The sequence below is a fragment of the Clostridium sp. CX1 genome (assembly GCF_025398335.1).
Lineage (GTDB): Bacteria > Bacillota > Clostridia > Clostridiales > Clostridiaceae > Clostridium_AM > Clostridium_AM tanneri.
Genome location: NZ_JAODOO010000011.1, coordinates 131,742 through 145,454 on the forward strand (window position 1 = coordinate 131,742; position 13,713 = coordinate 145,454).

Annotated in this window: 18 protein-coding genes; 3 read left to right on the forward strand and 15 right to left on the reverse strand. The window is 29.9% G+C overall.

Annotated features, from left to right (window positions below; translation table 11 throughout):
* Positions 1-2 precede the first annotated feature (2 nt).
* From rplI to N4T77_RS13455, 10 genes are all read right to left on the reverse strand, one after another.
* Positions 3-446, reverse strand: coding sequence for a 50S ribosomal protein L9 (gene rplI / locus N4T77_RS13410; RefSeq protein ID WP_261672309.1), 444 nt, complete (start codon positions 444-446; stop codon positions 3-5).
* Positions 447-2,432, reverse strand: a complete 1,986-nt coding sequence (locus N4T77_RS13415; RefSeq protein ID WP_261672310.1) for a DHH family phosphoesterase — start codon at positions 2,430-2,432, stop codon at positions 447-449.
* 15 nt (positions 2,433-2,447) lie between these two features.
* A complete protein-coding gene (locus tag N4T77_RS13420) occupies positions 2,448-3,440 on the reverse strand; it encodes a YybS family protein (RefSeq protein ID WP_261672311.1) in 993 nt (330 codons plus the stop codon).
* An 11-nt stretch (positions 3,441-3,451) separates the two neighbouring features.
* Complete coding sequence (locus N4T77_RS13425) at positions 3,452-3,769, reverse strand: MazG-like family protein (RefSeq protein ID WP_261672312.1); 318 nt, start codon at positions 3,767-3,769, stop codon at positions 3,452-3,454.
* A 380-nt stretch (positions 3,770-4,149) separates the two neighbouring features.
* Positions 4,150-4,404, reverse strand: coding sequence for a 30S ribosomal protein S18 (gene rpsR / locus N4T77_RS13430; RefSeq protein WP_261672313.1), 255 nt, complete (start codon positions 4,402-4,404; stop codon positions 4,150-4,152).
* Between the two features lie 20 nt (positions 4,405-4,424).
* Positions 4,425-4,871 carry a single-stranded DNA-binding protein gene (locus N4T77_RS13435; protein ID WP_261672314.1) on the reverse strand — a complete coding sequence of 149 codons (447 nt, stop codon included), beginning with the start codon at positions 4,869-4,871 and terminating at the stop codon, positions 4,425-4,427.
* A gap of 12 nt (positions 4,872-4,883) precedes the next feature.
* Positions 4,884-5,171, reverse strand: a complete 288-nt coding sequence (gene rpsF / locus N4T77_RS13440; RefSeq protein WP_261672315.1) for a 30S ribosomal protein S6 — start codon at positions 5,169-5,171, stop codon at positions 4,884-4,886.
* Between the two features lie 97 nt (positions 5,172-5,268).
* Positions 5,269-5,466 (reverse strand): DUF951 domain-containing protein, encoded by a 198-nt coding sequence (locus N4T77_RS13445; RefSeq protein WP_261672316.1) that lies wholly within the window; start codon positions 5,464-5,466, stop codon positions 5,269-5,271.
* A 6-nt stretch (positions 5,467-5,472) separates the two neighbouring features.
* On the reverse strand, positions 5,473-6,345 hold the full coding sequence (locus N4T77_RS13450) for a mechanosensitive ion channel family protein (protein WP_261672317.1): 873 nt from the start codon (positions 6,343-6,345) through the stop codon (positions 5,473-5,475).
* A gap of 129 nt (positions 6,346-6,474) precedes the next feature.
* Positions 6,475-6,726 (reverse strand): DUF3343 domain-containing protein, encoded by a 252-nt coding sequence (locus N4T77_RS13455; RefSeq protein ID WP_261672318.1) that lies wholly within the window; start codon positions 6,724-6,726, stop codon positions 6,475-6,477.
* A 324-nt stretch (positions 6,727-7,050) separates the two neighbouring features.
* Between N4T77_RS13455 and N4T77_RS13460 the strand changes: the two genes are divergently transcribed.
* The 3 genes from N4T77_RS13460 to yyaC all read left to right on the forward strand — a co-directional run bounded on the left by N4T77_RS13460 (position 7,051) and on the right by yyaC (position 10,026).
* Positions 7,051-8,205, forward strand: coding sequence for an aminotransferase class V-fold PLP-dependent enzyme (locus N4T77_RS13460; RefSeq protein ID WP_261672319.1), 1,155 nt, complete (start codon positions 7,051-7,053; stop codon positions 8,203-8,205).
* Positions 8,206-8,214: 9 nt separating this feature from the next.
* Positions 8,215-9,270 (forward strand): sporulation integral membrane protein YtvI, encoded by a 1,056-nt coding sequence (ytvI, locus tag N4T77_RS13465; RefSeq protein WP_261672320.1) that lies wholly within the window; start codon positions 8,215-8,217, stop codon positions 9,268-9,270.
* A gap of 153 nt (positions 9,271-9,423) precedes the next feature.
* Complete coding sequence (gene yyaC, locus N4T77_RS13470; RefSeq protein WP_261672321.1) at positions 9,424-10,026, forward strand: spore protease YyaC; 603 nt, start codon at positions 9,424-9,426, stop codon at positions 10,024-10,026.
* A 32-nt stretch (positions 10,027-10,058) separates the two neighbouring features.
* On the opposite strand, the gene N4T77_RS13475 is transcribed toward yyaC, so the two are convergent.
* The 5 genes from N4T77_RS13475 to noc form a co-directional block, all read right to left on the reverse strand.
* The gene (locus N4T77_RS13475; protein WP_261672322.1) at positions 10,059-10,313 is read right to left on the reverse strand and encodes a YkuS family protein; all 255 of its coding nucleotides are present in this window, start codon (positions 10,311-10,313) and stop codon (positions 10,059-10,061) included.
* 63 nt (positions 10,314-10,376) lie between these two features.
* Positions 10,377-10,883 (reverse strand): DUF4446 family protein, encoded by a 507-nt coding sequence (locus tag N4T77_RS13480; RefSeq protein ID WP_261672323.1) that lies wholly within the window; start codon positions 10,881-10,883, stop codon positions 10,377-10,379.
* A 69-nt stretch (positions 10,884-10,952) separates the two neighbouring features.
* Entirely contained in the window at positions 10,953-11,813 is an 861-nt protein-coding gene (locus N4T77_RS13485) for a ParB/RepB/Spo0J family partition protein (protein ID WP_261672324.1), read from the reverse strand.
* 8 nt (positions 11,814-11,821) lie between these two features.
* The gene (locus N4T77_RS13490; RefSeq protein ID WP_261672325.1) at positions 11,822-12,589 is read right to left on the reverse strand and encodes a ParA family protein; all 768 of its coding nucleotides are present in this window, start codon (positions 12,587-12,589) and stop codon (positions 11,822-11,824) included.
* Between the two features lie 225 nt (positions 12,590-12,814).
* The gene (noc, locus tag N4T77_RS13495) at positions 12,815-13,591 is read right to left on the reverse strand and encodes a nucleoid occlusion protein (RefSeq protein WP_261672326.1); all 777 of its coding nucleotides are present in this window, start codon (positions 13,589-13,591) and stop codon (positions 12,815-12,817) included.
* Between the last annotated feature and the right edge of the window lie 122 nt (positions 13,592-13,713).

Sequence of the window (13,713 nt, forward strand, 5' to 3'; positions counted from 1 at the left end):
CCTTAATTTTCTCCAATCACCACTTTAACCTTTGTGGAGATTTCAGGATATAATTTAACCTCTACATCATAACTACCCAGTTGTCTTATTGTATCTACTACAATCTTTTTCTTATCAATCTTCAAATTAAGCTTCTTATTTAATTCGTCTGCTATGTCCTTAGCAGTTATCGAACCAAATAGTCTTCCATTCTCACCTGACTTTACAGTAAGCTTTATTTCTTTTCCTTTTAAGCTTTCAGCAAGTTTTTGAGCTGCTTCTATTTCAGCAAGCTTTTGTCTTCTCTCTGCTTCCTTTTTATTATTTAAGATATGAAGATTTGAATCTGTAGCTTCCTGTGCAAGTCCTCTTGGAAATAGATAATTTCTTGCATATCCATCTGAACTATTTACTATATCTCCTTTTTTTCCTAGTGATTTTACGTCTTTTAATAATATAACCTTCATTTACTCTTCACCTTCCCTGATATATTTGCCTATGGCATCCTTTAGCTTTAATAAAGCTTCATCTACTGTAACATATTTGAGTTTTGCCCCTGCCATAGTCATATGCCCTCCTCCACCTAAGGATTCAAGTATAAGCTGTACATTTACATCACCAAGCGATCTTCCACTAATAAAAACTTCTTCTTTTATTTTAACAAAAACAAAAGACGCTTGAATACCTGTAATATTTAGCAGCTCATCCGCCGCTTGTGCAGCTAATACAGTATCTTCTATTTCCTCTGGACATATTGCTATAGCAATGTTATTAAATACCTTTACTGACCTAATAATCTCAGATCTTTTCAAATAATTCTCTAAATCATCTGCAAAAAACCTTTTCACATCTATGGTATCTGCTCCAAGTCTTCTTAGGAAAGAAGCAGCTTCGAAAGTTCTCACTCCTGTTTTAAAACAGAAATTTTTAGTATCAACAAATATTCCTGCAAGAAGTGCTTCTGCCTCTATAATCTTAACCTTTGGTTTTTCCACCATGTACTGAAGCATTTCAGTAACTAATTCAGATGTTGAAGATGCATATGGTTCTATATAACTTAACAAAGCTCCTTCTATAAAATCTGCCGACTTTCTATGATGATCTACAATAACTATTTTCTTAAATTTATCTACTACATTAATGTTTTGGACATATCCTCTACTATGCACGTCTACTAATATAAGTATACTATTTTCATCTGAATTCTCAATACATTCTTTACTATTTATAAATACTCCCTCATAATCATCTTCATTTTTAATCTTTTCTAGTATAGGCCTTACACTATTATTTGTTGGATCAAATATTATAAAGCCTTCCTTCCCTAACAATTTTACTGCCCTATAAAGTCCAACAGCTGCTCCTAGGCAATCTATGTCAGGATTTATGTGCCCCATTATAAAAACTCTGTTACTTTCATTTATTAAATCCACTAACGCATGGGCTATAACTCTAGCTCTAACTTTAGTTCTTTTTTCCACTTCCTTAGTTTTTCCACCATAAAACAGAAGCTTTTCTCCATTCTTAACAATTGCCTGGTCTCCGCCTCTACCAAGTGCTAATTCCTTAGCTGAAACAGCATAGTTCTCATTTATTAAAGGTGTTTCTCCACCTCTCCCTACCCCTATACTTAAAGTCACTGCCAAAGTATTTCCCATATTTATTTCTCTTATATTATCTAGTATATCAAACTTTCTTTCCATCTCTTTTTCAATATACTTATTTTGAATTGATAGTATATACTTATTTTCATCATATTTCCTAATCATGGCATTTACACTTTGGGCATACATACTTATAGTTCTTTCTATTTCTGCAATTATTAAAGGTCTTTTATCTTCTTCCAAAGTCTTTACAACATCGTCAAAGTTATCAACTTCTATAAGCATTACTGTTTCTTTATTTGCATCTATTGCCTCAACTATCTGAAACATATCTGTAACATCATAAAAATATAAAAGAACTATTTTGTCCTTAGGATCTTCATATGTATCTACCACATTTGTGTATATATGATAATATCTTCCCTTAACCCTAGCATATCTAAATAAGTTTTCCTTACCTTCTAATGCTTGCTTCAAGTTAAATTCTTTTATCATGCCTCGTATATTTTTATTTAATATATCTTCTCCTTTTAGTACTGATGAGAGGTTTTGATTATACCAAAGTATATCACCCTCGGCACCTACTATTATCAATGGAAATGGTAATTTTAAAAGAGTAGTTCTTGTAGCATTATCAAGCTTAGATGAAAAATCCTCTATAAATTTTTTCCATTCGTTTTTTCTGACCTTAGTATTTCTTATATTATAAGCCACAAGTAATGCATATAAACTTATAGATACCATACCTATAGTTGTATGACCATAAATTATTAGTACAACAATAAAAATAGCTATAATTATCATATACATCTTATTACTTGTTATGAAATAATTGTATTTATCATCCATTCAATAAGCCTCCAATTACTCTTCTATAGGCTTTCTTCTATATGGGTCAAGCTTTCTGAAGTCAAACAACATATCAGCCAATCCAGCATATACATAAATCATCGAAATCTGAGATGAAACAGTAAAAATTAATATTAAAAGTATTACTGCCTTTGACATATTAAACCTATTTCTAAAATAATATATAGCTAAAGATGCACCATCTAATAAGAGCATTAGTTGAAATATAACTTGTGATGAGTTTGTAATATACTCACCTGCAGCAATATTTCTCTTACCAAGTAGTAATCCTACTATTAAAAATAGAACTACTATAGTCCCAATTCTTGTATTAATATATATTGTACTAAAGGAATTTCCTTCTCTTACGTTATATTTTAATCTCTTTAATATTGATTTTGTTATAAAGTAATTAATATACGCCAAAGTAAATGATCCTATAACTAGAAAAGCCGGTATAAGCTTCAAAATAAAATCAGTTGTAATAAGTTCAAAAGACTTTTCTATCGGTGCAAATTGTTCACTAGATACTCCCATTTTGCTATATATCTCTTTACTCATGCTAAAAGATTCCTGCATTAGTTTGATGTTTCTATTTATAAAACCAATAACGCCTGTTTTGTCTATAAAGTTAGCATATATAGTGAAGTTTATAGTTATAGCCATGGCTAACACAGCTGCTAATAATACTATAGTAGTACTAACTTTTTTATTTGACTTTATACAATACCCTAAGGTTACTCCCGTTGCCCCAAATAAAATAGAAGATGTTAAAGCTGATAAAGGGTTATAGAGCATACCTATAAGTATTGCACTTACTACAACAGCTCCAATTGTTACCTTATGATTATGTCTTATATAAAGTACTGTTATAGGAACTGGCAATATAAATGTACCTAGTGTTGAGAAAATAGGTACATAAACATTTAATAACATAATAACTACTACAAGAGCTGATATTAATCCTGCTTCTATAACTGCTCTAGTATTATAAATTCTATTCTGCATTGCTACCTCCGTTATTCTCTTTCTTTGAGATGATTATATAGTTTACTTAAGTCCTTTCCATCCCTTTCTATCTTATCTTCCTCTAATATTCCAAGTCTTAATTTCTTCTTCATATTTTCATCTACTGCTGCATTTGAGTATCCAAGCCTATCACCTAATAAATATAAAATCATTATTGCCCCGGAAATACAATCTAGTATAGATTCTTGTGCTACATTACTTCCTCTTGTTAGTAGTTTGAAAAAATCTCCAATTAAACAGATAAGTTCTGCTTTTAACTCTTCTATCATTTTCACATTATACATTATGTTAAAATCATCTCTCCTCATTCGAAACAACCCCTTTTAATTTCTAATTATATTTTATTATTACATTTTTGTAAAATATATGATTATACAACCATACATCAATTTATGTATAATCCTATTATACATAAATTCCTATGTAATACTAAAGTATATTATAAAATAATTTAGTAACTTTGGTAAATGTGTATACACTAAGAGATCTTTAACATAACATAAAAAACCTTTCATTTCTGATTATTGACATTAATCTATTCTTTTCAAACATAATTTTAATTCTTTATTGTCATATTTATAAATTTAAATAGCTGTTAAACTATCACTACACAAACTATGAAAATTAAATATATAATAGCATAGAAAAAAAGTACTGTAGAATACATTAAATCTACAGTACTTATAATTTACTCTGTTGTGAATGGTAGTAAAGCTATGTTTCTAGCTCTTTTTATTGCATCAGTAAGTGATCTTTGATGCTTAGCACAGTTACCAGAAATTCTTCTTGGAAGTATCTTTCCTTTTTCAGTAACATATTTTCTTAATTTATTTATATCTTTATAATCTATAAATTCAGCTTTATCCATACAGAAAGCACAAACTTTTCTTTTTGCTCTTCTCATTTTTGCTGAGTTTCTTCTTCCGCCTTCTCTATTTGCCATGCTTTTCCCTCCTTACCTTATTAGAATGGGATATCTCCATCATCTACCGGAGTTATATCCTGTCCATATGCTTCTTCGTTAAAACCTTGAGTTCTTCCAAATTCATCAGAATTATTTACGTTAAAAGATGATCCTGCAGGTCTATTTCCATTTCCCCATTCAAGGAATTGGACCTCCTCTGCAATAACTTCAGTAACGTATCTTTTAGTACCGTCTTTGGCATCATAACTTCTTGTTTGAATTCTACCACTAATACCTATAAGCTTTCCTTTACTCATATAATTAGCTGTAGATTCTGCCTGCTTTCCCCATACTACTATAGGAATAAAGTCGGCTTCTCTTTGTCCGTCTTTAGAGAATCTTCTATCAACGGCAATAGTAAAGGTGGCAACAGCTGCTCCAGTTCCTGGAGTAAATTTTAACTCAGGATCCTTGGTTAATCTTCCAATTAAAACAACCTTATTCAATTAAAACACCACCTATTGTTCATTCTTAACTATTATGTGTCTTACAACAGCATCTGATATTCTGAATACTCTGTCTAACTCTTTTGGTAATTCAGGATTAGCAGAGAAATTTACTAGAGTGTAATAACCTTCATTGATTTTGTTTATTTCGTAAGCAAGCTTTCTCTTACCCCAAACATCAACGTTTTCTATTACTCCTCCACCATTTTCTATTACGCCCTTAAACTTTTCAACGTTAGCTTTAAAAGCCTCCTCGTCTAATGATGGGTGTAATATGAATATAGTTTCATATTTTCTCATTAGATTCACCTCCTCCCCTTGGACTAACGGCTGTGTTTTACACAGCAGGGACTACATCTCTGTATTTTATCACTTTTTGGAAAAGAAATCAATATTTTTATTGAGGAATATTTTGTTTCACGATTTTTTTTACGTCTTTTTGGAATTTACTTCTCGGTAACATAACTATTCTATTGCAGCCACAGCACTTTATCTTTATATCTGCACCAAGTCTTATAATTTCCCAATTTTTACTTCCACAGGGATGTTCCTTTTTCATCTCAACTACATCTCCGAGATAAAAGGTATTTAACACGACCCATCACTCCTTTACGAATTTCACCTTTGGATAATGTATATTTATATTCTCACTTTTTAAAGTCTCTCTAATCTCTTTTCTAAGTTTCATTTCTGTATCCCATTGAGTCATTGGTTTTGCCTTACCAGCAATTCTAATGGTAACCCCGCCTTCTTTAAAACCTTGTACTCCTAAAACTGACGGTCCTTCCTCAACATTTTCATTTTCATTCTTAAATCTATCGCAAAGCTTTGAAATAATCTCTATAGCTTTATCTACATCCTCATCATAGGATATGTCTATATCTACCTGTATTCTTATATTACCTCTAGAATGATTTGTCACCTTTGTTATCAAACCATTAGGAATTATGTGTAAATCCCCATTAAAATCTCTTATTTTAGTTACCCTAAGTTCTAAACTCTCAACTATTCCACCTTTATCATCTATATGAATATAATCACCTACTGCAAATTGATCTTCGAATAATATAAAAAAACCGTTAATTATGTCCTTTACAAGACTTTGTGAACCGAAACCAATTGCTACACCACCAATTCCAGCAAAGGTTAGCCCAATTCTACCAAATCCTGTTTCAATTACACTTAAAACACCAATAAAGTAAACAGAATATCTTAGTACACTTTTTAAAATAGCACCAATGGTTTTAGCCTTTTTCTCATCTAAAGAAAATCTAAAATTTTGCTGTTTTGAAACATATCTCTCTATGAGCTTATTTCCAATTTTAATAGCTGAATACATAATAATTAAAATAATTAATATTTTAATTATAGTGGATAAGGAATTGTATACATCTCGTCTTTCTATGATATAACTACCAACCTGTATACTGTCACTGTCCACATTAAAATTAAACAAAGAAGCTAGGCTGATCATGCTATTCCTCCATAATATCTTATTTAAACATGAAAAATGTTATATGATTACTACAATATGAAACCTATAAGGCATCATTGCAATTTATATAATATCTTTAATGTATATTTATTTTCTTTAGTTTAATTGCTATAGTTCTATTACCTTGTATTCACCACTATCCTTAAGGTAAATATTTTTTATATTTATCTTACTTCCTTTGATTAATTCCTTAATCTGATCTATATAATCAGTGCCAACTTTTATACTTATACCACAACTCTTTGTAATTGACGTTGGCGTAGGCATAATCTCAATTTTTATGTTTCTTTCTTTTAAAATGCTTTCTCCATTAATAGCACCAAGAGTGTTTTGGAATGTTAAAATGTAGTAATTCTCCATAATCTTAACTAGGCTCGGGTATCCGAACCTTCCCCCTTCCTAAAATTTACCTTTTGTTCATGTACAACTATGACTGTTTAGTTTATAATTATATATATATTTACACATTATATGCTGAATTAATAGCATATAAATTTATAACAATATATTACATTAATAAAAGTGTACTGTTATATGTGAATAATTATATTATATTATAACAGAAATAATATTAATAAAGCTACTTGCATTAAATACTTAATAAAAAATTAAAACCTTGATATTATGTAAACTATTTATCATGGTTTTACTTAAGTATATATTACTGACTAAGGAGGAATAATTATGAAGGTTTATTTAGATAACTCTGCTACTACTTATCCAAAGCCAGAGGAAGTTTACACCTCTGTTTACAACTACATGAAGAATATAGGTGCAAACCCTGGCAGAGGTGGCTATGCTAATGCATTGGAAGGAGACAGAATTATATTCAATTGCAGAGAAGCTTTAATGAGTTTATTTAATTTTAATTCTCTAGAAAATGTAATTTTTACATCTAATATAACTCAATCTTTAAATATAATATTAAAGAGTATAGTGAAAGATGGATGGCATATAATTACTTCATCTGTAGAACATAATTCAGTTATACGACCTCTTTTTTCACTTAAGGAAACAAAGAATATAGAAGTTGACATACTTCAGTGTTCAAAGGATGGTCTAATAAATGTTGATGAATTTAAAAAAGCTATAAAACCAAATACAAAATTAGTAGTATTAAATCACGCTTCAAATGTAATAGGTACAATTCAACCTCTAGAAGAGATAGGAAAAATATGCAAAGCTCACAATATATATTTTGTAATAGACTCAGCCCAAAGTGCTGGTGCTATCCCTGTAGATTTTTCAAAACTTAATTGCAATGCTCTAGCTTTTACAGGTCATAAAAGTCTTCTAGGTCCACAGGGGATAGGTGGTTTCCTAATAGATGATGACCTAAATAAAGAAGCTTCTCCATTCATCGAAGGAGGCACTGGTAGTATTTCTCAAAGCACTATTCAACCAGATTTCCTTCCTGATAAATTTGAAAGCGGCACATTAAATGCTCCTGGAATTTCTGGTCTACTTGCTGGAATTAAATATATAATGAATGAAGGTGTGTCTGCCATAAAAGAGAGAGAAATGGAACTTTGCCAACAATTTATTGATGGACTTTCTAGTATAGATTCTGTTGAAATTTATGGATTTAGAGATGCATCCTTAAGGACACCTACAATTTCTATTAATTCAAGCAAAATTAATAATGCTGAATTAGGATTTATTCTAGATAGGGAGTTCGGAATAATGGCAAGAACTGGTCTCCACTGTTCCCCTTTAGCACATCAGACTATTGGAACTTTCCCTGTTGGAACATTGAGATTTAGTATAGGTCCATTTAATGATAAAAAGGATATAGACTATGCTTTATATGCAGTTAACTCTATTCTAAAAAGGATGTGATTACGTTTAATGCACTGCCTTATAGATAAAATTGATAGATTATTTTTGTTCTTTTTAGTATACACATTAGTCTTTTTAGGTTTCTTTAGCACATTGAATTATACTCTTCCTTTTGTACTAGCTTTAATATGTGCCTTAATTATAAAAAAGCCTACTGAATTTATTTGTAAAAGATTCAAGGTTAAGCCCTCTATTGCTTCGCTTATAACAACCTTTACCTTCTTTACAATTATAATATTACTTTTATCTTTAGGAATAACAACAATAACTCAAGAAGCTATACAACTGGGTAAAAATACTCAGTTGTATGTTTCAAAAAATTCTAATGATATATACGGATACTTAGATAAGGTTAGAAAATATTTTATAAACCTTGATCCATACATTGTTAGTACTATAGAAAAAACTTTTTCTAGCTCCATTACCAGATTATCCAATATTACAGTACAAGTAACTGGTAAAATTGTAACTACATTAATAGGTATCTTGGCTGCGATTCCATATATACTAATGGTTATACTATTTACACTGCTTACAACATACTTTTTTACAAAGGATATGACTTCTTCTGAAAATAAACTTTTAGACATAGTAAAAAATAATAAATCTAGTAAAATACCTTATATTTATTCAGAAACGAAAAGAATGCTCGGTAACTATCTTTTGTCTTACCTTCTCATAATAGGAATTACCTTTATAGAAACTTTAATTGTATTTTCCATTTTTAAAGTGAAATATGCAGTTATACTAAGTATTATTTGTGCTATTGCTGATATCTTGCCTATACTCGGAATAGGTGCTGTTTATATACCTCTTGCAGTTATTTACTTTTTCTTCATTAAAAGTTATGTTACTGCATTTGGAATTATAATTTCCTACATACTAGTATCAGTTATAAGACAAGTAATAGAACCAAAAATTGTATCATCTTCACTAGGAATTCATCCAGTTGCTGCTTTAGCTGCCCTGTTTATAGGTCTTAAAGCTAATGGTCTGTCAGGTATATTTTTCTGTATGTTTCTAGTTGTATTCTATAACATATTAAAGAAAGTAGATATACTATAATTAAAGCACTATAACGCTTCAAATATACAAAAGAAGCGCTATGGTGCTTTTTAAATCTATCCTACATGTTTATATTTTTTATTTACACCCTTATAATTAGTGTATAAATAGCCTCTATATGGTTAAAATTCATAATATAGGAGGTTATGTTTTATGTTGAATAAATTAATAATAGATCCATCATCTAAAAAATCAATTTTTTTACTAAGAGATACACTGAGCAATGAAATATGTCCTATTATAAAATCCGGACGACCTATTATAGTACTGTGTATTGGCACTGATAGATCTACCGGTGATAGTTTAGGTCCATTAGTAGGTGATAAACTAAAATTTCTAATAAGAGATAAGATTTACTTATATGGTAATCTAGAAAATCCTGTTCACGCTAAGAACCTCTCCCAAGTCCTAGATGAAATTAAAACAAAACATATTAATCCATTTATTATAGCAATTGATGCCTGTTTAGGTAGTCTGCAAAATGTAGGAAAAATTATTGTTGAAGGAAAACCCCTATCTCCTGGCTCTGCTATGAATAAGGATTTACCTAAGGTTGGAGATTTAAGTATAACTGGTATTGTAAACATATCTGGTGCTATGGAATTTATGGTTCTCCAAAACACAAGATTATTTACAGTAATGGAACTAGCTGAAACGATTGCTAAAGGCTTGTATCATTCTATCATTAAAACTATAGGAGGCAGAAAATCTACTAGTATTATCGAAAATAAATTAGCAGAAAATATTGAAGCCTAATAAAGATGAATTACATAAAGTAAAGTTAGATATCATAACAAATTGCTATAAGTCCTATTATTAAGTATGTACTCTATTTCTTCAACACTCTTACTTCCAGAGTCAATAATCAAGGTTCCTTCTCTTTTTATACTATTGTTAATATTTATATTTGTTAATCCGCCACTTTTTAGGTTGCATATTATTGCATCACATATAATATTGCTACTTTCATTAGTAACACTATATCCTCTATTTTTTAATTGCTCTTTTATATAGCATAAATCATCGGAAACATATATTTTCATAAAAAAACCTCCTTTGTGGGATAATATTCCCACAAAGGAGGTTTTTTATTCTTACATATCTAATTAACTTAAAACTCTAGTCACACAATCTTGTAAAACTTGCTTCTCTTCTTCAGATAAGTCATATCTAGATATTCCCCTATCTACAGGTTTAGCATAAGTTGTACTTTCATTTCTTCCATATATCCCCGTAATAATAACTCCATCATTATTTTCATCAAGTAAAGCAATTGAGAAACTCAAATCGCTGCCTACATCTTCGAATGCTCTATATCTTACTACTGAAACTTTTTGCAAACAAGACTTTAATCTTGAATTTAAGCTTTCATATAATTTTCTTATATGTTCAACTTCCTCTCCTGACTTATCAATCTTATCTAGATATCCAGTAACTAATTCCTCTAGGTTTTTATTATCTACGCCTCTCATAAATTTTCTATATTTGTTTTCAAGTCTATTCAAAGACTTTAATGTAGTGATAAGAATAATCAGCAATATTATTATGCTTATAGTTAACCCAAGTATAATATAACCTTCAAAATTTTCTAGTACCTTCATGATGATTTCCATAAGTTTTCTCCTTCCATTAATGTTTCACGTGAAACAAAAACTGCAATATAAATAATTAAACCTTAAATTTTATATATGTAAAATATCCAATATTCTTTGAAGGTCTTCTTCTGAATAATATTCTATCTCAATTCTTCCCTTGCTTTTTTTATCTTCTAATTTTACTTTTGTTCCAAATAAACTCTCCAACCTATCCCTTATATCTAAATAATATGGGTTTTCTTCCTTAGTTTTTGTTTTTTTCTTCTCTTTATCTGAGTTTATACTCTTTATAAGCCTTTCTGTTTCTCGTACACTTAACCCTTCATCTATAATAGTTTGAGCTAATTTATACTGCTTTTCTTGATCTTCTATAGCTAAAAGAGTTCTTCCATGACCTTCTGTTATTACCCCATCTATTAAATAATCCTGGACTCTGTTATCCAAATTAAGTAATCTTAAACAGTTAGTTATTGCTGTTCTTGACTTACCAATTCTATTACTTAATTGCTCCTGTGTTAAGTTAAAATCTTCAATTAGTTTTCTAAAAGCAATTGCTTCTTCAATTGGATTCAAATCTTGCCTTTGGATATTTTCAATTAATGATATTTCAAGTATTTCTTTATCTGATAGATCCATTATTATTGCTGGAACTTCTTTAATTCCTGCAATTTTAGCAGCTCTCCATCTTCTTTCTCCAGCAACTATAGTGTAAGTGTTACTTCCTTTTTTCAAGATAATAGGTTGTATTATCCCATGTTCTTTTATTGATTCAGACAGCTGAAGTATTTTTTCTTCATCGAAACTTTTTCTGGGCTGGTCTCCATTTGCCTTTATTAAATTTATATTAATAACACTTACTCCGCTATTTTCATCAACTGCATTTTCCTCTAGTCTTTCATCAGGTATTAAAGCTCCCAGACCTTTTCCTAGTCCAAATCTTTTATTCAATGTAACTTTCACTCCTTCTGTCTTTCTAGAAACTCCTGTGCTAAATTTTCATATGCTTCTGCCCCTTTGCACTTATCATCATAGAGCATTATTGGTAATCCAAAACTTGGAGACTCTGCTAATCTTATATTTCTAGGAATTGTTGTATTATATACACTATCCTTAAAATACTTTTTAACTTCTGAAACAACTTCATTTGACAACTTAGTTCTTCCATCATACATGCTCATTATTACACCTTCAATTTGAAGTTCTTTGTTTAATGACTTTTTAACAAGTTGAATAGTGTTCATAAGTTGTCCTACACCTTCTAGAGCATAAAATTCACATTGAATTGGTATCAATACGCTATCCGATGATGTAAGTGCATTAATTGTAAGTAACCCTAATGAAGGAGGACAATCCAAAAATATAAAATCAAATTTTTCTTGAATCTTACTTATTTTACTTTTTAGTATGTTCTCCCTATTAGACTTACCTATAAGTTCAACTTCTGCACCTGCTAGTTCCATTGTAGATGGAACTATAAAAAAGTTATCAACTAGCTCAGATTTTTTAATAACTTCCTCTATACTTATATCTGAAGTTAATAAATCATATACAGATAAATTGATACTTTTTTTATCAAAACCAAGACCACTTGTTGTATTGCCCTGAGGATCTATATCTATATTTAATACCTTATACCCTTGCATAGCTAAATAAGAACCTAGATTTATGCTGGTAGTAGTTTTTCCTACTCCTCCTTTTTGGTTAAATATTGATATTACCTTCATAAAATTCACCACCCTTCAAAAATTCGGTATCTAATTTTAATTATATATTCTTATTAAAAATATTAAAAGTCCCTAAATACGGATTTTCTTAAAATTCTGCTGATAGTTTTAATTTATAAAAAAAGTTCTTAAGCATTTGCCTAAGAACTAAATAAAAATGAGATAAATTAATAAAATAAAATATTTGAAAGTAATTATGGGATAAAATGTTTCACGTGAAACATTCTATTTTTTTGGTATAGTTATAGTGATTTCAATTTTATCATCCAGGTCCTTTGATTTATATTCTGCATTAAGTCCATATTTGTCAAAAACCTGTTTAACAGTATTTATATAAACTTTTGGTGAAAATATTCCTTTAATTTTCTTTTTAGTTACAATGCCTTTTTGTTTTTCTATTTTACTTAACTCTTTTTCTATAAGATCCTCAGTTGCTTTTACATTTAGATTTCTCTTGATCACAACCTTCAGAACTTTTTCCTGCAGTTTTTCATCAGGTAACTTAAGTAATGCTCTAGCATGTCGTTCCGTTAAATTGCTTTCTAATAGCATTATCCTAATTTTGTGTTCTAGCTTTAACAATCTTATCTTATTTGCAATAGTAGATTGTTTTTTTCCTATAAGCTGTGCTAATTTTTCTTGAGTATAGGAATGATCCCTTATTAAATTATAATAAGCCTCAGCCTCCTCTAGAAAGTTCAAGTTCTCTCTTTGTAGGTTTTCTAGAAGTGCTATTGCTGCAGATTCACTGTCCGTAATATCAACTACAATAACTGGTACTTCTTCTAAACCTGCCTTTTTGGCAGCCCTAAGTCTTCTCTCACCTGCCACTAATTCATATCTATTTTCACCTAATCTCCTAACAGATAAAGGTTGAATTATACCATATGTATTTATTGATTGGGATAACTCTTCCAATGCCTCTTCATCAAAATACTTTCTAGGTTGATATACATTAGGCAAAATTAAATCTACAGACACATAACTAATATTCTTTTGCATACTTAACCATCCCTCTTGTGCTTTCCTATTATTAACATTTCTCTATTCTTTTATAAAATCCTTCTATTTTTTATAATTTTTGTACGACAAATTACTACAATTGCCTTTATTATTAAATATTA

Excerpts from the sequence above, each read along its gene's own strand:
- N4T77_RS13420 (WP_261672311.1), bottom strand. The coding sequence starts at position 3,440 with ATGCAGAATAGAATTTATAATACTAGAGCAGTTATAGAAGCAGGATTA.
- N4T77_RS13415 (WP_261672310.1), bottom strand. The coding sequence starts at position 2,432 with ATGGATGATAAATACAATTATTTCATAACAAGTAATAAGATGTATATG.
- N4T77_RS13450 (WP_261672317.1), bottom strand. The coding sequence starts at position 6,345 with ATGATCAGCCTAGCTTCTTTGTTTAATTTTAATGTGGACAGTGACAGT.
- N4T77_RS13455 (WP_261672318.1), bottom strand. The coding sequence starts at position 6,726 with ATGGAGAATTACTACATTTTAACATTCCAAAACACTCTTGGTGCTATT.
- N4T77_RS13425 (WP_261672312.1), bottom strand. The coding sequence starts at position 3,769 with ATGAGGAGAGATGATTTTAACATAATGTATAATGTGAAAATGATAGAA.
- noc (WP_261672326.1), bottom strand. The coding sequence starts at position 13,591 with ATGCAAAAGAATATTAGTTATGTGTCTGTAGATTTAATTTTGCCTAAT.
- N4T77_RS13460 (WP_261672319.1), top strand. The coding sequence starts at position 7,051 with ATGAAGGTTTATTTAGATAACTCTGCTACTACTTATCCAAAGCCAGAG.
- yyaC (WP_261672321.1), top strand. The coding sequence starts at position 9,424 with ATGTTGAATAAATTAATAATAGATCCATCATCTAAAAAATCAATTTTT.
- ytvI (WP_261672320.1), top strand. The coding sequence starts at position 8,215 with ATGCACTGCCTTATAGATAAAATTGATAGATTATTTTTGTTCTTTTTA.
- N4T77_RS13475 (WP_261672322.1), bottom strand. The coding sequence starts at position 10,313 with ATGAAAATATATGTTTCCGATGATTTATGCTATATAAAAGAGCAATTA.
- N4T77_RS13490 (WP_261672325.1), bottom strand. The coding sequence starts at position 12,589 with ATGAAGGTAATATCAATATTTAACCAAAAAGGAGGAGTAGGAAAAACT.
- N4T77_RS13480 (WP_261672323.1), bottom strand. The coding sequence starts at position 10,883 with ATGGAAATCATCATGAAGGTACTAGAAAATTTTGAAGGTTATATTATA.
- rpsF (WP_261672315.1), bottom strand. The coding sequence starts at position 5,171 with ATGAGAAAATATGAAACTATATTCATATTACACCCATCATTAGACGAG.
- rplI (WP_261672309.1), bottom strand. The coding sequence starts at position 446 with ATGAAGGTTATATTATTAAAAGACGTAAAATCACTAGGAAAAAAAGGA.
- rpsR (WP_261672313.1), bottom strand. The coding sequence starts at position 4,404 with ATGGCAAATAGAGAAGGCGGAAGAAGAAACTCAGCAAAAATGAGAAGA.